Origin of the sequence: Salmonella sp. NW38, from assembly GCF_051807745.1 — a bacterium.
Taxonomy (GTDB): domain Bacteria; phylum Pseudomonadota; class Gammaproteobacteria; order Enterobacterales; family Enterobacteriaceae; genus Salmonella; species Salmonella enterica.
In genome coordinates this window covers 19915-37649 of sequence record NZ_JAMMTO010000010.1, presented here as the reverse complement: position 1 = coordinate 37649, position 17735 = coordinate 19915, and the positions used below count along the sequence as shown (strand labels likewise).

The following is a 17735-nucleotide window of genomic DNA, read 5'->3' as shown; positions in this document are numbered from 1 at the left end:
AATAAATGAAAATGGAGAATCCCACGATGACATTTGCTATCGCGGGCGGTGCCGTCATGGGTATCGCCCAACTTAATGAATCACTTTTAGAGCGTATAACCAGAAAATTACGGGCCGGATGGAAACGTCTCGGTGAAATTCTTAATCAGCCAGGAGTGCCACGCCATGACCATTACGCCTGTTAATGGAACAATTCTTGTTCAGCAAGGAAACAGGGAGTTCAACAAGCTATATGAGAAAGTATTTCCGGATACAAAACAGGGAATGTCTGATGCGTATACATGGGCTGCCGGAATAGCTCTTGGTTGGGATAAGTGGCAGGACGAAGAATGGGAGGCGCGTCATGTTGCATGATTTTGATGATGAAGAATTTATTGCTCTCATTTCTCCTGAAATTGATGAGGAAGTGGAGCAGCAAATTAACTTAGCCGCAGAACGGCAGAATCCGGTTATTAGCTGGGATGAATTTGCGGGGTATTACTCATGAATCTGGATCAGTTAGATGAACCGTTCGCAGCTGAAGATATTGAGTGGCGAATACAGCAAAGCGGTAAAACACGCGATGGCAAAGTGTGGGCTTTGGTGCTGGCTTATGTCACAAACAGGGCAATCATGAAACGCCTGGACGATGTTTGCGGCAAAGCAGGATGGCGCAATGAATACCGCGATATACCCAACAACGGTGGCGTTGAATGCGGCATATCAATCAAGATTGATTCCGAATGGGTAACTAAATGGGATGCTGCTGAAAACACACAGGTAGAAGCCGTCAAAGGTGGTCGCTCCGGCGCAATGAAGCGTGCTGCCGTTCAGTGGGGAATTGGTCGGTATCTGTATAACCTTGAGGAAGGTTTTGCGCAGATATCCAGTGATAAGAAACAAGGATGGCACAGGGCCAAACTGAAGGATGGAACAGGATTTTACTGGCTCCCTCCATCGCTGCCGAACTGGGCCATGCCAGCATCAGGCAATCAACCATCACCAGAAAATACCAACCAGAAATCTCCATCGGTTGACTGCGAACAAATCCTGAAAGACTTCAGCGATTATGCTTCGAAAGAAACTGATAAGAAAAAACTCATCGAGCGTTATCAGCATGACTGGCAATTATTGGCTGGCAACGAGGAGGCGCAGGATAAATGCGTTCAGGTAATGAATATCAGAATAAATGAGCTTAAACAGGTGGCTTAATGAGAAGATTAAACATAACTCCAGCTGAGATGGAGTCAGTTTGCGGTCGCATGGTAGCTTGCCGTGCAGCAGAACATCTGGGCCTAAACATAAATCAGTTTTATTACATAGCAAAAAAACTGTCATTAAAAACGGCATTCGTTAAGCCAAGATGGAGCGACGACGAAGACAAAAGAATGCAGACGCTTATCTCATCAGGCTATACACAAAGAAATGTAGCAAAAATTCTCGGGCGAAGTGAAGAGTCGGTAAAAAGCAGGCTATCACGTTTACGAAAGAAATAACCCTATACGTACCACATTATTCGGATAACCTACCCTGGAGTAAATTATGCCAGCGCCTTTGTATGGTGCGGATGACCCGCGCCGCTGTTCCGGCAATTCCGTCTCGGAGGTGCTGGATAAATTCAGAAAAAACTACGACCTGATAATGTCACTACCGCAGGAAACGAAAGAGGAAAAGGAATTTCGCCACTGTATGTGGCTCGCAGAGAAAGAAGAACGCGAGCGAATTTACCAGACATCCATCCGGCCATTCCGCAAAGCCACTTACACCCAATTCATTGAAATAGACCCGCGCCTTAAAAATTACCGTTCGCGTTACGGCGCTATCAGCAATAACTGAGGAATTCATCATGAGAGGTTTGTCCTATGACCCCGGTATCCTGCCATCTGAAATGATTATTCGACACCGCTTCAAGCCCATCAACGATATTCCACGCGAAGAAATGCTGGCGAGAAAGAGTTTTCCATCAGTGAATGAAAACAAATATCTGAATGCAATGTTGCGGAGTGGGAAGAAATGAAAGAAGTGAAAATATACACGATTGTCAGTGACCAGTTATCACCACCAATAACAGGAGAATCATTCTGTACTGATATGGTGCGTCATAGTGATTATGCGGAACTTGATGCTAAATACGCGGCGTTAGCGGCGGATAACGATAAAGCAATGGAGTCACTTAAGCAGGCTAATGCAGTTGTTAAGTTGGCACACGAGAAGTTTTCGGCGATGGCAGCGGAGAACACTGCACTGAAAAAATCAGATGTCGAATTCAACGAATATTGTCGTCGCGAGTGCGAGGACGTTGGCGATACGTGGGTGGACGATTTCACTGAGACCCCAGCCACTGACGCTTTTCTGGCTGAGGTGCGGGCTAAGGCCCACAAGGAAGGCGCTTACTTTGTTGCTAACCGAATGCTGGCCGCATGGGATGCAGGATTTATCGACGACACAGCAAAGAACGCTGCGGACATCGCACGAATGATACTGACCTCCACAGAATTTATGGCTGATGCGCCGGAAGGCGATTTTGATCGCTCATTCGCCGATGGCGTTATCGAAGATATCGCCGCCCAGCTTCGCAAAGGAGTGCAGTCATGATTACGGGAACCTCAAATTACGACGAAGTGCCGACGATACCCTGCAAAATCTGCGGCGGTTATTTCAAAGCCGATGATCCAGAAAATCACAAATGCGAGGAGGCAGCTCAATGAGCAACCGAATTCGCAATGCTCAGGTATTCGACGCGCGCACCGGTGAGTACCCGGTTTATATGTACATTCACTGGATCATTGGCGGTGAACTTGATTTTGATGCCAATTATCAGCGCGGGTATGTCTGGGGGCATGAAGAGCAGCAGGCATTCTTAAACGCAGTTATTTCTGGTTTTCCTATCGGCTCAGTGGCGCTGGCAAAGGCACCTGACTGGTGTTCGCGTGAACTTCCTTACATAGAAGTTGTTGACGGTAAGCAGCGTCTCACCACTTTGAAAAAATTCATCACCAATGAGATTCCAATCATCCTAGCTGATGGTCCGCTTTACTGGCGAGACATGACTCGTGCGGAGCAATTGGGATTTGGGCGTCGTCCACTCCCAGCAGTTGTGCTGGATGAGGTGACGTACAAGGATCGCTTGGCTTATTTCATGGTGGTGAACTTTACTGGCGTTCCGCAAAGCGAAGAGCACAAGCGACACGTAATGCAACTAATGGAGACTGCCCAATGAGCAACATCGACAAACAGGCGCTTCGTGAGCGCTATTCACCAAAACCTGTACCTGAATGCCATATTTGCGGCAAAGAAATGACTATACAGCGCATGTCTGCCAGTCGAATTACCTATGGCTGCACGGGCGCGACATACGACGCTAAAGGTTGCCACTACGCAGAAGGTCGCAGTATCGCAGATGACCACTACGAGCAATCACGCGTCACTGTCGTCGATGTGAGCGACCCGGATGTGCTGGCGCTGCTTGACGAGAATATTCAACTCCAGCGGGAAAAAGACGCAATAGAGGCCGTGGCGCTGGCGCTGCGTGATGATATGCGACAGGCACGGGAGCAACTGGCAGCCGCAGAGCAGGAGCGGGAAAACTGGCGTATCAGCTTTGATAATGAGCGGTACCGCGCAGATAAGCTGGCGGCTGCATTAAATGCAGAGCGCGAGAAATTAGTAATGGCGAATCGATCGCTTATTACACAACACACCCGTGCAAACAGTGCCGAGAGTCGCATAGCAGAGCTGGAGGCGCGGACAGTTTGCCTCCCTAAACTTCCAGTTCTTGGCTCTACTGCTGAGCGGTACGAGGGATTTGCTGATGGTGCATCCAGCATGAGAAATGAATGTGCTAATGCAATCCATGCCGCTGGCATCAAGGTTGAGGGGGAGTGACCATGTGGCGAGGATTAAATCGCGGCGGCAGCCAGATGATTCTGACTTCCTACGAATACGATCCGGAAACCCAAAAATCTCAGTCTGTTTACCTTCTACGGCATCACAGCAAGGTTAAGAAGACCACGCTTGAACAGAAACTTACAGTTAAGAACGACTCCTTCGGGCGGTTTAAGCCTTTCGTTGAACTTGAAGGTTTTCCGGAAGGGTTTAGCGAACGCGAAGCATGCTGAAATTAGCTGACTGGCTGCACCGACTTAGTGTGGCTATCGAAGATAACTGGAGTACACCATGACTATTACCAAAGAACGCCTGCTCAAAATTCAGCATTGGCGCGAAACATATGGAGCTGATAGCAACGTTATGCTGCCGGCAGAAGAGGCGGAGGATCTGGCGCGTATAGCGCTGGCATCGCTCGAAGCGGAGAAAGGTGCCGACCCCGTTGTGTTCACCGACGAACGAAATCTTCATCATATTGCCAGGGGTCGAGAAACCTCTTTGATTTGGGGTAAACAAAACCAGGAGGTGGGAGATATCCCGCTCTATCGTCACGCCCAGCCAGTTCCGGTAGTGCCGGAAGATATCAGTGGCATCATTGAGCGTTTCCAGTATCAGGCAGACCATCTAAGTGAATGGCACCACATCGATGAGCATTCTTGCAAGGTCAACAGGCGCGACCTGGTGACTGCGCTGGAATTTATGAATTCCTGCCGCGCCGCCATGCTTCAGGGTGCTGAACCTGTAAGTAATCATGATGAGTTGGCGCTGTATTATCTGCAAGGTCAAAAAGACGGCCTTGAATGGGCTGCGCAGCTTGCAGAAGCAAACCACCCGCTTACAGGCGACTGGCTTTACGATGACCCGCTGGAGCTGGCTAAAGCTATCAGAAAAGGTCCAGATATGCCCGGGTTCGCCGGAAGCTCTCCAGTAACTCAGGATGGTTGGATAAGCTGTAGTGAGAGAATGCCTATAATTGGCGAGCTAAATTGGAGAACTAGTTTTCCTTTGCTGATTACGTGTGAGATCGGCGTTATACCTGCTTATTACGGCTTTGTGAGAGTTAATGGGAATAAGCATTATGGTTTTATGGAGAGTCTTAAATATGGAGATGATAGCGGCAACCATCCTCAAACTAATGAATATGACCTGATTAGCAATGTCACACACTGGATGCCGCTACCGGAACCGCAGCAGGAGGTTAACCGTGGCTAACCTGCAACTTGCCGTCAAAGGTGAATACTTCGATGCCATGATTCGCGGAGAGAAAACGGAAGAGTATCGCTTGTGTAATGATTACTGGAATAAGCGAATTATGTTCCGGGAGTATGACCGCCTGATTATCACAAAGGGATATCCGAAGCGCGACGATTCCAGCCGCAGAATTGACGTCCCGTATGAAGGATATGAAATCAAGACAATCACACATCCCCACTTCGGCGATAAACCGGTAAAGGTGTTCGCGATAAAGGTGAATATCGACAATGAATGACAATCCTCGCACTCGCGGGGATTTCTTTTATATGGGAATAATATGACCATCCACTTTCACGGCAGCCCAATATGGGGGGATGAGCATGCCCCTACAGATATGCTGATTAAAGCCCTTTACCGTGATGGTGGGGCTTTTGTTTCATTTGCCAGACCAGAGCAGATGAAAAAGATTGCCATGTTCCCTTGTGACATACGCCTTGATAACGGCGCTTTTAGCGACTGGATGAAAGCATTTAAGAAAGGTACTCCTGTAGACTGGAGTAAGAGACGTGCAAAATTCTACGACTTTGTTGGGAAGTGGTTCAGCAGAATTGAATGGTTTCTTATACCTGACGTTATCGAAGGGACAGAGGCAGAAAACGACGAGCAGATTGAGTTGGTTCCTGATTGGCTCAAATCAAAAGCGGTTCCGGTCTGGCACACCGACGAATCAATTGAACGTCTTTTACGCCTTTCTGGCAAATTTGAATGGGTAGCGATTGGATGCTGCGGCCCACACAGGCACATACGCTCTAAATGGTGGCAACAGAGAATGGATGAAGTTTTCGCTGAGCTTTATATCAATCGTAATTTGAAAGTGAAAATTCATGGTCTTCGAATGCTCGACGTGAGAGTTCTTGGTATGTATCCGTTCGCCAGTGCGGATTCTACTAATGTTGCTGTTAACGTACCGAAGACAGAGAGGCGATTTCCTGAGATTACCGACAAACTGGCACGTACAGCTGTACTTCGCGCAGCTATTGAAAAGGTGCACCCACCATCGATATCAGCGTGGGTAGACAGAAAGATGAGAGAGCCGGCGCAAGCCGGTTTTTTATTTGAATTCACCGACGCCGCTTAATGCGGATTTCTTTTATCTGAACTCGCTACGGCGAGTTTTGTTTTATGGAGTGAATGATGTCTGATTTAGCAATGAAGGTATTGAAGTGGCAAACGAAAGGCCATGTTGGCATAAGTAGCGCAACTATGGCATCTATTGCTCTTGGGCTGGAAAAGAACTTCTACCACGGACGGTTTGACGCACCAAGCGACCCTGCAGATTTGCGAAGATGCATGATGCTCGTAGATGAAATACCTGAAATTAAAGATAGCTTTCCGCTCATAGCGAAAAAGGTAAAGCGGTTTTCTCCGATTTTACGTGAGTGGGATTCACTTATTGCTCTGCTTAAGCTTGAGCTTAAGAGGCCAGATAAGCGAGCACCAAAAACATATAAATGGATAAAAGAGCTTCTTTCTGACCAGGAGTAACCATGGAATCACACAGTCTCACACTCGATGAGGCCTGTGCATTTCTCAAGATATCCCTTCCCTCCAAGTTCGATTCCCAAACCGGAGATAAAACCTATGCGCGAATTACGCGATGACTCGCTTGTTGACTTGAAGTTCATGATGGAGGATTCTGGCATGGGTAAAACGTTCATTTACTCAGAAATCAAGAAAGGTAAATTGCCTTCCCCGCACAAAATCGGCAGCGCATCCAGGTGGGTTTATGCCGACTATCAAAACTGGAAACGCAGCCACTTCTCACCCCTTCAAAATGTCTCATGAATTGCCTTTGTGGGCATAAATGCGGGCATAAAATTCTTCACTTCTGTAATTCATCATAAATCCCCTGCACTTACGACATTCATTAGGTGTCTGCAGGGGACACCATGAACACTTCTCACTAAGTCCAATTAATTCCATAACTCACTGTTTCTACTGTTCTCATCTCCTTTTACTTGTCCAGCAAAATGCCATTATTTCTAATGGAATCTATACATCTTTGCGTATAACATTGTGTATAACTGAGTTCGATCTTTTTTCTATACATATGCTGCTATCTGACATCCAAATAAAAAGAGCAAAACCGAAGGACAAACCCTATACGCTTAACGATGGTATGGGCCTATCACTCCTCATCGACACAACGGGCAGCAAAGGCTGGCGTTTCCGCTATCGCTTTGCAGGTAAGCCAAAGATGATTTCCTTTGGCGTATATGGCGATGTGTCATTGGCACAAGCACGTGCCGTGATGAAGCGCGCTCGATGTTGGCCAAAGGGATCAACCCAAGTGAAGCCAGAAAAGCAAATAAGATAACTTTGCAGTTCGCGCATGAGAACAGCTTTGAGTCTGTGGCCAGAGAATGGCACTCATCGAAAAAAGCTACCTGGTCAGAGGGATATGCAAAAGAGGTTCTCAATTGTATGGAAAAGGATATTTTTCCTTTTATCGGTCAGCGCCCAATTGAGCAGATTGAACCACTAGAGCTGCTAACCGTCCTGCAAAAAATAGAGAAAAGAGGTGCACTGGAACAAACCAGTAAGATCCGCCGCCGCTGCGGTGAGGTTTTACGTTATGCCGTCGCCACCGGACGGGCTAAATATAACTTTGCTCCTGACTTGGCTATTGCACTCAACAAGCCTAAAACTCAACACTTCCCGTTCCTTACTGAAAGTGAATTGCCTGATTTTGTCAATGCTCTGGAAAACTATCAAGGCAGTTTAGTCACTAAATATGCCACGCATCTGTTGATGCTAACCGGAGTGCGCACAATTGAACTATGTGCAGCGGAGTGGGCTGAGTTTGATTTAGATAATGCCTTATGGGAGATCCCCAAAGAACGGATGAAGAAACGCGCCCCCATTTGGTTCCGTTATCTACTCAGGCGATCAGCATCCTGAAAAAGCTGCAAGAAGTAACTGGGAATTACAGTCTCGTTTTCCCTGGACGAAACGATGTCAGAAAGCCAATGAGCGAGGCCAGTATCAACAAAGTGATAAAACTACTGGGCTATCATGGTCGGTTAACGGGTCACGGCTTCAGGCATACCATGAGTACTATTTTGTATGAACATGGTTTTGAAAGCCCTTGGATTGAAATGCAGCTTGCGCATGTTGATAAGAATTCCATTCGAGGGACTTACAATTATGCGCAATATATTGAAAAAAGAAGATTGATGATGCAATTTTATTCCGACTTACTTTGCTTCCTAAAATAATAATCTAATACATTTAAAGTATAATATTCACTTTGTATTCTTCCATCTATAGACTCATACTGAACATATACAACCGGATTAGATGGAGTACCTTTATTGACTGACAAGTCAGCATTGAAAATATTTTTGCAATCAGGTAGTCGCCTTACAATATCTATTGCTACATTAATGTATTTAACATATTTTTCATTACCTTCGAAGATATATGGAACACCATTCTCGACTGTAGCAAGCACTTTATTGTTATAACTCCGGCCCTTGTAACAATCCTCCAATCTATTTCTTTCTAATTTATAAGTATCCGCCTTCATAGACATTTTATAGTATTTTAAACCACGACCACATAAGACTTTCATTACAAGTTTTATAAATCTAGAATCACATCTACAACCGAAATATATTGATTTTAAACTTGATGGTTTATATTTATACAATCCTGATTGCCCTGTAACTATTCTAACTTCATCCTCATGCTTCCATCGAAGAGATTTTGTACCTATCATCTTCCTATTCAAGTTCCCTGCCATTTTCTTACTTTCAAAGAAATCAAGAAGATCTATATCCGTTATACAAGGCATTTTTTCCTGATAGTCAACTGGAATGACCAATTCATCCCTCATTCTGTATTCCATTAGTTCATCTAATTCATATTCAAGACAAAATCCACGATGAGAATCTGCGTAATAAGCCCAAAGGAGTTCATCTTCAAACGTTTTGCTCAATGAATAAATACCAAATTCATTAACATTATCGGCATACTCCCGTAAAACTTTCAAAGTCGATGCGTTTATCTTTTTAAGATCTTGCTCTTTTATAACAGATCGCATTTGACTTAATGCAAAATGATTTTCATTTATTGTAAATCTTGCTTCAAAGATATCGTTCAATAAATTAAATGGCGCACTATAAATTTCATTATTATAAAGACTACGCAGATCTCTCTTAAGAATGCTTTTATTCCCACCTCTATATTTATAAACTTTCATTTCGTTACCTTTAATATCTATCAGTTCCCACGTATAATTTAAACCCATAATTTGAACGTTCTATTTTTTTAAGTATTATTTTTTTGTCGTTTATTATTTTTCTTATTTCTTGATAACACTCAGGGCTTGAGTTATATCCTAGTATAATGCAGTCAATAGATTCATCAGAATATTTACATACTCTATAGTCATCCTCATTATTTCTCGCCACATCCTGATGAACTAATCTAAACTCCTGTTCATATCTCCAGTTTTCATCCTTCGTAAAAATTATATTTCTAGCTGGATTGCTATTATCATACAATCCTTCCATAAGGTTTATTGGTTCATTAGTATATTTAACCTCCCCATAATCAAATAACGACAAATCATTCAATAACACATCTTTCTTAAATCTTAGGCAAAAACCAGTATGTGAATTAGAATAATGAGACCATAATAAAGAATTTGTTGCAGTCTGAGAAAAACAACATATAAATGCTCTTGACAATGATGCCATTACGAGTTCATAAACCGGATAAAGATCTGTCCGTTCAATACTATTGTTCTCTATATATTCCCTATTCTTTTCAATTTGTTGGTTAACTATAAAATCAATTAAATCCTCATTATTTTTTGCCAACTCCAATAATAGACTGTTATTCTTATTAACGTTAATAAACTTTCTTATAGATGTTATTGACATTAATGTAATAGGAACATTTAAAGAGCAATCAAAAGGATCATTAAACTTAACACCTCTAGAAAACCAAATTTCATTATTCTTCAATGCATTCAAACTATTTTCATCAAATCTTCGATACTTATATATATACAATTTTCCCTCCTAAATCAGTGACACGTCCTTTGCTGAAGAATCATACCTCAACATTATAAAACGCTCAAATGACCAAAATCGCACTACACCGCACCCACCTGCGGTTTTCATATCACTAAAATTTTTCAGTTGTGATTTTTTACAAACGATATCGCCAGTCCGCGCCCATTCTGGGGATGCTCTGCGAGACAGGAACTGAAAAGAATGAAAAGAAATTCAGCTTTTTTCAGTTTTACTGTCCGTCGCATTTGTGGCCTGAATACGCAACACTATGATATTAAAGGGATAATTTATTTTAGGTGTATAATTTTATGGAGGCTTGTGAAACATGAAAAACATAACAATTTGAAAAATAATAATTTTATGTCTGCATAAACTGAAATCCTGCGTTCAGATTCCGGGGACGGAGCGGCCATTCCCGACGCATACTTTACCCATTCTTTTGCGCAGCCAGCAGCAACTTTAAAGCCTTTGCCAGTTCCTCGGGTGGAATTACATCAATTAGCTCTTTAACCCTCCCCTGACCGTTCAACGCGCTTGGACTAACGGAATGGGAGAAAGCAACATTCATCACAAACGAGTGACCGCACTCCACATTAGAGCAATAGCACTACACATCGTACAGTTGTGGGTGTTTCCTGTTTGTTTTGCCTATCCGCGCTACTGCCTGACATGTGGAGCAGTACATTCTCATCATCTTCATAGTTCTGTGCCCTATCCTGTTGCCCGCCAGAGGAAGGGATTTGGTTCCCTACCTCTTGTTCTGAACGTGTAACACTGGTAACACGTGTAACATCATTGATTTAAAAGGATTTAACCTGTTACCAGTCAGCATAATCAAGAGGTAACGCGTGATAACACACCATTTTTTGTTACCAGTGTTACCTCATAAAACTAAGACTCACGCGATAATTACTCAGGTTCGGCGCTTCCCAGTACCTGCGTATTGAACTGGTACACACGTTTAAGCCCTATTTCTGGCAGGCGAATTCTGTTTTGCGTCCGGCCATCTTCACCGGGTTTCAGCCAGCCCGCATCCACACACAACCTGGCCACCTTACGCAAGTAAAATCCCTTACAGATCTCCTTCCAGCCTGACGGGAGAACGCAGAACGTCACAACCGGCTCTGTCACGTTGTCTTCTTTATCGACTTTTCTGAATCCCATCATTGAAACAGGCCGGTTCCTATAGTCATTCCAGTCAGCAAAACGACTGAACTGATTACGCGTCATGAAGTCCCGAACCTGTTCAAGTGCCGCTTTATCTTCCTGGGCTGGGCTGGGCTGGGCTGGGCTGGGCTGGGGAAGATACACCCAGTCCATAAAAACCATTGATTTTTTCTTATGTGTATAACTAAGTGTATAGAATTATGACTTTAAAATTTTTATATTCATAAAAATCAATTATTTAATTTATTAATCACATTCCTGCAGGACCCAGGACATTCTCTTCTTGCTGCATAACCTTTCGAGCGGTTCCCCTTTCATGTTGCTTTTATTGCCCCTATGCAATATCACCGGACATGCCATACGTTCAGCAAAAAGTCGTCATCGGCCGGTTATGACCGATGACATGCTGATGTGGTCTAGAAGCGGTACTGCAACCCCGCGGTAACCGTATAGTTATTATTAGCTATACCTGCGGCATCGCCACCAAAATACGCCGTATCACCGCTGGTTTTATCTATGATTTGCGTACCGCCCTTACCTTCTTCATATTTACTGTAAGCAAACTCAGCAAAGATTTTTGCATTACTGGTAATATAATATCCGGCGTCAATAGAAGCGCCATAATATCGTGAATTTTCCGTTTTTTCACGGAAGGTAAGTTTGCGCATGTAGTGTTCGTCATTATCATGCGCATTTACCCAGTCGCTGTATTTAAACAGTACATTACACTCAAAGTCATTAATACGATAATCACCCGCCAGCCCGATATAGGGCATTTCGAAACGCTGGCTATAACCTATGCCGCGCACGCCATGAGGAAAATTACCAATATATCGACCATTATCATAAATATAAGACCCGCCTCTTGCCGTCCAGCTAAAACGGGTTTCCTGATAGCCCGCTGTTACGCCCGCCTTGTAGTTATCGCCCTGCAATAACCAACCTTTCACGTTCAAATCGTATTCATTAGCATAGTTGACGCTGGTGTCCGGATGAATTGAACGATCGGTCCAGCCTGGCTGCTCACTGCTCATCCAGTCATGGTCAACCATATGACCCGATCCCGACGCCAAAGACGTCCAGCCGCGGGCGTCCAGCGTCATGAACGAATAGGGTTCCCATGATAAATCCCCCTGCAACGTGGCGACATTTTTTATTTTCCAGTCCAGTTGACTCAGCTTCCGCCCGGTGTCGGTATCATAAACCAGCTCCCTGGATTTACCATTTAACACTCCCACGGAAAGGGATGTCGTGACGCTCTCAGGAGAGACGTCCGGAATAAATAAGGTAGACTCCGCATAAGCCGACTCAGAAAATACGGCGATCATCATTACTGCAATAGCATGTTTTTTCATTTCTCTTGTCCTCATATTCAGATGTAATCTGGAGAGGTAATGAAGTTTTCATCTTGTCAAATCGTCGGACAAGAGTACATTTATTACGCCAGAGAAATTGACGCATTTTTACTTTATATTGAAGTTAAGAAATAGAATTCGATGCTCAGGAGAATAATAAGCAAGCTATAATCATGATGGAATGATTTACCATTACGGTGATGCGGCGTTATCTGGCTAACGACATCGTTGCTGATGTTGTCAGCCAGATTGAAAGTAACTGTAATATCAGAATTTATAATGCTCTTTACTTAAACCATATTTTTTCATGCGCAGATAAAGTTTTTTACGGGGAATTTGCAGGTACTCCGCCACTTCATTAATTCGTCCCTGATGAATATTTAATGCTTCGGTAATAATTTGTCGCTCATACTCTTCAACGCGCCGGTCAAGCGGGGTCGGCTCCTGAAGAAGCAACTGCGGGTTGACCGTTTCCGCCAGCGGCAGCACGCCAACAGCAAAAAGCTCTGCCGCATTAGCCAGTTCGCGCACATTGCTTGGCCAGGCGCGTCGCATTATTCCTTTCAGTAATTCCCCCGCTATTTCCGGCACTGGATGATTGAGTCGCAGGCAGGCTTTTCGAAGATAATGGCGAAATAACGGCTCGATATCATCCGGTCGCTGAGAAAGAGACTGGCAGGCGATTTGGGTCATGGCGAAACAGTAGTAAAGCTCGGCCGCAATCTGGTTAGCTGCCGCCTGCTCCACCAGCGAAGCGCTGCCAACGCCCACCAAACGAAAAGGCCGATGCTCCAGGCTTTGTAAACGCGCCAGATGGTGCTGCTGTTCGCGTGTCAGATATTCGGGATGACTCAACACCAGCGTACCTCCTTGCGCCTGGTCGATGAATGTCTCCAACTGCCCGGCATTCTCCGGCGTGAGTTCATAGCGTACAAACGGCCCTTTCGCGTTACGCCCCAGTTGATGGAGATAACGGGCGCCAGTCATACGTCCAGTGCCATGCTCACCGTAAAACCATACGGCAATGTCCGTTTCCGCCAGTTGTTGTAACCGTTGTCGAAACTGATTCATCCACTCGCTGCGCCCAATCAGTTCAACCTGTAACGTCTGCTGGCAATATTGCCGCCGTGCAATGACCGACCGGCGCTGGCGTAGCGCGTCTTCAATTAATATCAACAGCTTGCCCGGATCGACGGGTTTTTGCAGAAAATCCCAGGCGCCCTTTTTCACCGCATCAACCGCCATCGGTACATCGCCATGTCCGGTAATCAATAAGATTGGCAGTTGATCGTCATCCTGATGAAACAGCGTCATAAGATCGATACCGGAACACCCCGGCATACATACATCGCTCAAAACGATCCCCTCCCAATCCGCTTTTACCCACTCTTTGGCCTCGAAAGGATGGGTAAAGCCACGCACGCGGTAGCCTGCCTGCTCAAGCATTTGGGTATAGGCGTCAAGTACATCAACGTCATCATCAATCAGCAAAATAGAACATTCATCATTCAACATCATCGACATCCGTTACCGAGAATTGCAGCACCACGCAAGCGTTACGCGTCAGCGTCGACGCCAGACGCAGGTCGCCCTTCATTTGCGCCATCAGCGACACGCTAATCGACAGCCCAATACCCAATCCGACAGCTTTACTGGTAGTAAATGGCTTGAGTAAAGAGGGCAACAGCGCCACAGGCCAGCCAGGGCCGTTATCTGCAATATAAACCTCCAGCGCCTCTCCCTGCGTCTGCCACGTCACCGCGATCGCCGCATCATGCGAACAGGCGTCAAGCGCATTCGCCAGTACATTCACCAGAACCTGCTGAATACGCACTTCATCGCCGCTAACCCATACGGTGTCGGTTGGCAGTGAAAGCGCTCCCTGCCGGGATTGGTGGCGCATGGCCAATAACTCCCATGCCGCCACGAAAGTTTGGCGCAGATCAACGGGATACAATGGCATTTCCAGCTCCGCCCGGCGGGTAAACTGCCGCAGCGAACGGATGATGGCGTCAATCCGGTTAATGAGCCCTTCCGCTTTGGTGAGAGTATTTCTCGCCTGTCCGCTCTGACCTTGTTCAATCGCGCGTCCCGCCGTAAATAAATACATTGAAAGCGCATTCAGCGGCTGGTTAATTTCATGCGCCAGCGTGGTCATGGTCTGGCCGACTACCGCCAGTTTCGCCGTCTGAATCAACTCATCCTGCATGGCGCGCAGGTCGGCTTCTATCTCTTTGCGCTCGGCGACCTCTTGTTCAAGCTGCCTGCGTTGCATATTGAGCTGGCCCAGCGTATGACGTAGCAAACGGGCTATCCGTCCTAGCTCATCGCGCCCGTAAACCGGGATAGTCGAGTCGGTTCTCCCCAGCCCTATCTGTACCACAGCCTGATTAAGCGCGGTAAAACGCTTTACCAGCCGGGAACGGATAAAATAGTGGTTGAGTCCCCAGGCCAGCAGCAATGCCAGGAGCGTCGCCACTAAAATAAGCCCGCCGCTAACGCGAACAATCTGTTCCAGGCGTTGATTGAACGTCTGCATTTGCTGGTGACTACTACCTAACTGCGCCTCAAGCAGCGTGCGAAAGCGCCCTAGCGTAGCCTCTCTGGCGCGGCTGGCGTCCAGTAAGGCTTTTTGCGCCGCAACATAATCGCGCATGGTATCGGGCATCTTATTTTTTACCATCCCGATTTCCAATAGTTCGTCGATGGTTTGCCGCAGCGTGATCGTACTGGGCCAGTCATCCAGCGCACGAATATTCTCATCCGCCGTTTTTTTTAGGTTTTCCAGATAGCGAATATGGGTCTCCACCAGCATCCCGTCATTATTGCCGGACTTGAGTTCATTCAATCTGTCGCGCAGGTCGTCAACAATCTGATTTTCAATTCGCGCCAGGGTATATACCTGCTGCTGCTCGTTCTGCACCTCGCGCGAACGTTGCAAATACTGCGCTGCATCACCCTGATTCGCCTCAATTTGATCGAGCAGCGTCCCCTGCTGCCAGGTAAAATCCTGTACCAGCGAATTTAGCTCCGTGGTGAAATCATCATGGAGCCAGTCAATGCGAGCGGAAAGCTCGCTAACTTTCTCCCGCACCAAAAACATGTTGTAGAGGGCGTTGTCCAGCTCCGCCAGCAAGGTCCGGCTATCCTGTAAAATGACGGCCAGTTGCCGGCGCTCAGCAAGCTGAAGCCCCTGACTGAGACGCTCAATCTTATCCAGATGCTGAATAATCTGCGTACGTAACTGCAAACGTACCGTCGTGTTCGGCGCCAGCAAAAATTCATTGAGTTGATCCACGGCCAGATTCAGGTTCCCCTCAATTAAAAAAGCGGAATGGATGCGAGGGAAATATTCATCAAGCGAATAACGAACCTGCGAACTTTGCTCATGCCAGGAATAAAGGCTGACCATACTGACAATCAGCGTCAGTAATGCGCCCGTTAAAAATGCACCCCGTAAACTGTTGCTGATACTGAGCTGACGAAGCCGTTGCAATAATCTCCCCTTCATTTCAGCTCTTCCAGTTTGTGAATCGCCAGCCGCTGATTGTTCAGAAACCAGATCTGCCACTCCATCATTTTTTGTTCGGCAAAGCTTTTATTATCAAACTGCGCCAGCCAGGTTTCATCTTCGCTGCTTGCCGCATCCACCGGGACGCTGGTCAATAAGGCTCTGATTTCAGGTAAGGGGCGTTTAAGCCGCGTTTCTGCACTGTGCAACGCTCGCCATGCATCTTTAAGCTGCGCAAGACGAAAACTGATCGCGGTATCAAACATGCGTTGTACCAGTTGCTGACGCTTCAGGATCAGACGATAGTTCAACGGCGGCTGGGCCATCAAACGCTGTTGTTGCGCGGCGCGAGGATTATCGGCGCTAAGCGGTGCGACGGGATACTTACCGGTATTCGCGTCAGCCAGTATCCTTTGCCCTTTCGGACTTAATAAGTAATGAATAAAAGCACGCGCTTCGTCTGCATGACGGCTGTTTTTCAACACCGCGACGTAAGTGGGCGACACCGCAGAATACGGGAAATAGGTAAAAGTAAGATTAGGATCGTTAAGTAGCAAATTAGCATAGTTATCAATGACCGGCCCGGCAACGCCAAGCCCGCTTTTGATTTTATCCGCTACGCCGAAACTGCGAGAGGAAATCGTGACCAAATTACCCGAGATTGCCAGCAGCGTCGCCCATCCTGCCGTCCAGCCTTTTTGCTGCAACAGCGACTCCACCATCAAATGATTGGTGTCTGAGCGTGACGGACTGCTCATTAATAGAGCGCCCTGGTAACTGGGCAGGCCCATATCCTGCCAGTCGGCAGGCGGCGGAAGATGGCGCGCAGCGAGCGCTGAACGATTGATCAATAGCCCAAATCCGGATACCGCTACCGCCACTGAAGTTGAGCGGATAGAACGCGGCACCAGCTTCTGGCTGGCGGCAGGCGCGCTATCTAATAGCGCCAGCTTTTGGTGCTCCTGAAGGTGTTGCAACAGCATGGGGGATGACGTCAGGATCAGATCGACATTTTCCGCATTCGCCGTATCAAGTAATTGCTCTAAAGAACCGCTGGTGCGGTTGAGCGTACGAATCATGACGGAACCCGGCTCCGTCTGCCAGCGCTGGATAATCCAGGCGGTCGCGCTGGGTGAAAAGGTCGTTGCCATCACCAGCTCGCGGCTGTACGCCTGGCAAGAACCGAACATCGCCGCCAGCCATAGCGTAAAAGCGCCCACTCTGGCGAAACGACCACAGCATGAGAAAAGTCGATTTGTGATCCCGTTCATAAATATCGATATCACATAAAGAAAATATTGAGACAAAACTTACCCTTTTATTTCTGTTGGCATCCAGAACAGCGTTATTTGAATAATAACGGGTCCGTCGCTCGAAAACATCAATAAAGCGTATCAGATTACTGGCAGCAAATTTGTTAATATCCGCACATGCTAACGATAAAACGGCCATGCCAATAATTAAAGTTTCACCACCCCCTTCAGGATGGGTCAAAAATAACCTTTAAATTCACCCAATTGAGTCAATTTTGACACATTTCTTCGACTTGAATTTTATTGT

Annotated in this window: 21 protein-coding genes and 4 pseudogenes; 17 read left to right on the top strand and 8 right to left on the bottom strand. The window is 46.2% G+C overall.

Annotation, left to right across the window (positions count from 1 at the left end; translation table 11 throughout):
* Positions 1-26: 26 nt before the first annotated feature.
* From NA624_RS17190 to NA624_RS17110, 17 genes and pseudogenes are all read left to right on the top strand, one after another.
* On the top strand, positions 27-185 hold the full coding sequence (locus NA624_RS17190; protein WP_000141641.1) for a protease FtsH-inhibitory lysogeny factor CIII: 159 nt from the start codon (positions 27-29) through the stop codon (positions 183-185).
* Positions 166-354, top strand: a complete 189-nt coding sequence (locus NA624_RS17185; RefSeq protein WP_000156731.1) for a DUF5444 family protein — start codon at positions 166-168, stop codon at positions 352-354. Before NA624_RS17190 ends, NA624_RS17185 begins: the two co-directional genes overlap by 20 nt.
* Positions 344-487: a hypothetical protein gene (locus NA624_RS17180; RefSeq protein ID WP_000902089.1), complete on the top strand. Its 144-nt coding sequence runs from the start codon at positions 344-346 to the stop codon at positions 485-487. Before NA624_RS17185 ends, NA624_RS17180 begins: the two co-directional genes overlap by 11 nt.
* Positions 484-1191: a Rad52/Rad22 family DNA repair protein gene (locus NA624_RS17175; protein WP_001046983.1), complete on the top strand. Its 708-nt coding sequence runs from the start codon at positions 484-486 to the stop codon at positions 1189-1191. The genes NA624_RS17180 and NA624_RS17175 overlap by 4 nt, the downstream gene beginning before the upstream one ends.
* Positions 1191-1475 (top strand): sigma-70 family RNA polymerase sigma factor, encoded by a 285-nt coding sequence (locus tag NA624_RS17170; RefSeq protein WP_001253476.1) that lies wholly within the window; start codon positions 1191-1193, stop codon positions 1473-1475. The genes NA624_RS17175 and NA624_RS17170 overlap by 1 nt, the downstream gene beginning before the upstream one ends.
* Before the next feature lie 46 nt (positions 1476-1521).
* On the top strand, positions 1522-1815 hold the full coding sequence (locus tag NA624_RS17165) for a phage anti-RecBCD protein (protein WP_001111301.1): 294 nt from the start codon (positions 1522-1524) through the stop codon (positions 1813-1815).
* A 10-nt stretch (positions 1816-1825) separates the two neighbouring features.
* On the top strand, positions 1826-1996 hold the full coding sequence (locus NA624_RS17160; protein ID WP_001214770.1) for a DUF2737 family protein: 171 nt from the start codon (positions 1826-1828) through the stop codon (positions 1994-1996).
* On the top strand, positions 1993-2574 hold the full coding sequence (locus NA624_RS17155; protein ID WP_000665848.1) for a hypothetical protein: 582 nt from the start codon (positions 1993-1995) through the stop codon (positions 2572-2574). The genes NA624_RS17160 and NA624_RS17155 overlap by 4 nt, the downstream gene beginning before the upstream one ends.
* 109 nt (positions 2575-2683) lie before the next feature.
* Positions 2684-3199, top strand: a complete 516-nt coding sequence (locus NA624_RS17150; RefSeq protein WP_000071069.1) for a DUF262 domain-containing protein — start codon at positions 2684-2686, stop codon at positions 3197-3199.
* Entirely contained in the window at positions 3196-3864 is a 669-nt protein-coding gene (locus NA624_RS17145; protein ID WP_000065096.1) for an ead/Ea22-like family protein, read from the top strand. Before NA624_RS17150 ends, NA624_RS17145 begins: the two co-directional genes overlap by 4 nt.
* 2 nt (positions 3865-3866) lie before the next feature.
* Positions 3867-4159 (top strand): annotated as a pseudogene (locus tag NA624_RS17140) (hypothetical protein).
* Positions 4156-5076 carry a DUF551 domain-containing protein gene (locus NA624_RS17135; RefSeq protein WP_000156434.1) on the top strand — a complete coding sequence of 307 codons (921 nt, stop codon included), beginning with the start codon at positions 4156-4158 and terminating at the stop codon, positions 5074-5076. The pseudogene NA624_RS17140 and the gene NA624_RS17135 overlap by 4 nt, the downstream one beginning before the upstream one ends.
* Positions 5069-5353 carry an ASCH domain-containing protein gene (locus tag NA624_RS17130; protein WP_000002112.1) on the top strand — a complete coding sequence of 95 codons (285 nt, stop codon included), beginning with the start codon at positions 5069-5071 and terminating at the stop codon, positions 5351-5353. Before NA624_RS17135 ends, NA624_RS17130 begins: the two co-directional genes overlap by 8 nt.
* A 42-nt stretch (positions 5354-5395) precedes the next feature.
* Complete coding sequence (locus NA624_RS17125) at positions 5396-6196, top strand: hypothetical protein (RefSeq protein ID WP_000152199.1); 801 nt, start codon at positions 5396-5398, stop codon at positions 6194-6196.
* A 56-nt stretch (positions 6197-6252) separates the two neighbouring features.
* A complete protein-coding gene (locus NA624_RS17120; protein ID WP_001281207.1) occupies positions 6253-6603 on the top strand; it encodes a hypothetical protein in 351 nt (116 codons plus the stop codon).
* A 96-nt stretch (positions 6604-6699) separates the two neighbouring features.
* Positions 6700-6903 (top strand): helix-turn-helix transcriptional regulator, encoded by a 204-nt coding sequence (locus NA624_RS17115; RefSeq protein ID WP_001208732.1) that lies wholly within the window; start codon positions 6700-6702, stop codon positions 6901-6903.
* A gap of 265 nt (positions 6904-7168) precedes the next feature.
* Positions 7169-8336: pseudogene (locus NA624_RS17110) on the top strand (tyrosine-type recombinase/integrase).
* On the opposite strand, the gene NA624_RS17105 reads toward NA624_RS17110, so the two are convergent.
* The 8 genes and pseudogenes from NA624_RS17105 to pgtC form a co-directional block, all read right to left on the bottom strand.
* A complete protein-coding gene (locus NA624_RS17105; protein ID WP_000870313.1) occupies positions 8306-9322 on the bottom strand; it encodes a DUF2971 domain-containing protein in 1017 nt (338 codons plus the stop codon). The pseudogene NA624_RS17110 and the gene NA624_RS17105 sit on opposite strands and share 31 nt — an antisense overlap.
* Positions 9323-9332: 10 nt before the next feature.
* Positions 9333-10100 carry a DUF2971 domain-containing protein gene (locus NA624_RS17100; RefSeq protein ID WP_000992783.1) on the bottom strand — a complete coding sequence of 256 codons (768 nt, stop codon included), beginning with the start codon at positions 10098-10100 and terminating at the stop codon, positions 9333-9335.
* 469 nt (positions 10101-10569) lie between these two features.
* Positions 10570-10842, bottom strand: a pseudogene (locus NA624_RS17095) (ogr/Delta-like zinc finger family protein).
* Between the two features lie 209 nt (positions 10843-11051).
* Positions 11052-11411 (bottom strand): annotated as a pseudogene (locus tag NA624_RS17090) (helicase); the annotation flags it as partial.
* A gap of 314 nt (positions 11412-11725) precedes the next feature.
* Entirely contained in the window at positions 11726-12664 is a 939-nt protein-coding gene (pgtE, locus tag NA624_RS17085; RefSeq protein ID WP_000716005.1) for an omptin family outer membrane protease PgtE, read from the bottom strand.
* A gap of 267 nt (positions 12665-12931) precedes the next feature.
* Entirely contained in the window at positions 12932-14179 is a 1248-nt protein-coding gene (gene pgtA, locus NA624_RS17080; RefSeq protein WP_000930843.1) for a two-component system response regulator PgtA, read from the bottom strand.
* Positions 14169-16175: a two-component system sensor histidine kinase PgtB gene (pgtB, locus tag NA624_RS17075; RefSeq protein WP_000678488.1), complete on the bottom strand. Its 2007-nt coding sequence runs from the start codon at positions 16173-16175 to the stop codon at positions 14169-14171. The genes pgtA and pgtB overlap by 11 nt, the downstream gene beginning before the upstream one ends.
* Positions 16172-17365: a phosphoglycerate transport regulator PgtC gene (pgtC, locus tag NA624_RS17070; protein ID WP_000467985.1), complete on the bottom strand. Its 1194-nt coding sequence runs from the start codon at positions 17363-17365 to the stop codon at positions 16172-16174. Before pgtC ends, pgtB begins: the two co-directional genes overlap by 4 nt.
* Between the last annotated feature and the right edge of the window lie 370 nt (positions 17366-17735).

What these genes read in the sequence shown, in the direction of transcription:
- NA624_RS17105 (WP_000870313.1), bottom strand. Translation starts at nt 9,322, where the DNA reads ATGAAAGTTTATAAATATAGAGGTGGGAATAAAAGCATTCTTAAGAGA.
- NA624_RS17135 (WP_000156434.1), top strand. Translation starts at nt 4,156, where the DNA reads ATGACTATTACCAAAGAACGCCTGCTCAAAATTCAGCATTGGCGCGAA.
- pgtE (WP_000716005.1), bottom strand. Translation starts at nt 12,664, where the DNA reads ATGAAAAAACATGCTATTGCAGTAATGATGATCGCCGTATTTTCTGAG.
- pgtC (WP_000467985.1), bottom strand. Translation starts at nt 17,365, where the DNA reads ATGTTCGGTTCTTGCCAGGCGTACAGCCGCGAGCTGGTGATGGCAACG.
- pgtA (WP_000930843.1), bottom strand. Translation starts at nt 14,179, where the DNA reads ATGTTGAATGATGAATGTTCTATTTTGCTGATTGATGATGACGTTGAT.
- NA624_RS17190 (WP_000141641.1), top strand. Translation starts at nt 27, where the DNA reads ATGACATTTGCTATCGCGGGCGGTGCCGTCATGGGTATCGCCCAACTT.
- NA624_RS17155 (WP_000665848.1), top strand. Translation starts at nt 1,993, where the DNA reads ATGAAAGAAGTGAAAATATACACGATTGTCAGTGACCAGTTATCACCA.
- NA624_RS17145 (WP_000065096.1), top strand. Translation starts at nt 3,196, where the DNA reads ATGAGCAACATCGACAAACAGGCGCTTCGTGAGCGCTATTCACCAAAA.
- NA624_RS17180 (WP_000902089.1), top strand. Translation starts at nt 344, where the DNA reads ATGTTGCATGATTTTGATGATGAAGAATTTATTGCTCTCATTTCTCCT.
- NA624_RS17185 (WP_000156731.1), top strand. Translation starts at nt 166, where the DNA reads ATGACCATTACGCCTGTTAATGGAACAATTCTTGTTCAGCAAGGAAAC.
- NA624_RS17150 (WP_000071069.1), top strand. Translation starts at nt 2,684, where the DNA reads ATGAGCAACCGAATTCGCAATGCTCAGGTATTCGACGCGCGCACCGGT.
- NA624_RS17160 (WP_001214770.1), top strand. Translation starts at nt 1,826, where the DNA reads ATGAGAGGTTTGTCCTATGACCCCGGTATCCTGCCATCTGAAATGATT.
- NA624_RS17175 (WP_001046983.1), top strand. Translation starts at nt 484, where the DNA reads ATGAATCTGGATCAGTTAGATGAACCGTTCGCAGCTGAAGATATTGAG.
- NA624_RS17165 (WP_001111301.1), top strand. Translation starts at nt 1,522, where the DNA reads ATGCCAGCGCCTTTGTATGGTGCGGATGACCCGCGCCGCTGTTCCGGC.
- NA624_RS17125 (WP_000152199.1), top strand. Translation starts at nt 5,396, where the DNA reads ATGACCATCCACTTTCACGGCAGCCCAATATGGGGGGATGAGCATGCC.
- pgtB (WP_000678488.1), bottom strand. Translation starts at nt 16,175, where the DNA reads ATGAAGGGGAGATTATTGCAACGGCTTCGTCAGCTCAGTATCAGCAAC.
- NA624_RS17120 (WP_001281207.1), top strand. Translation starts at nt 6,253, where the DNA reads ATGTCTGATTTAGCAATGAAGGTATTGAAGTGGCAAACGAAAGGCCAT.
- NA624_RS17170 (WP_001253476.1), top strand. Translation starts at nt 1,191, where the DNA reads ATGAGAAGATTAAACATAACTCCAGCTGAGATGGAGTCAGTTTGCGGT.
- NA624_RS17115 (WP_001208732.1), top strand. Translation starts at nt 6,700, where the DNA reads ATGCGCGAATTACGCGATGACTCGCTTGTTGACTTGAAGTTCATGATG.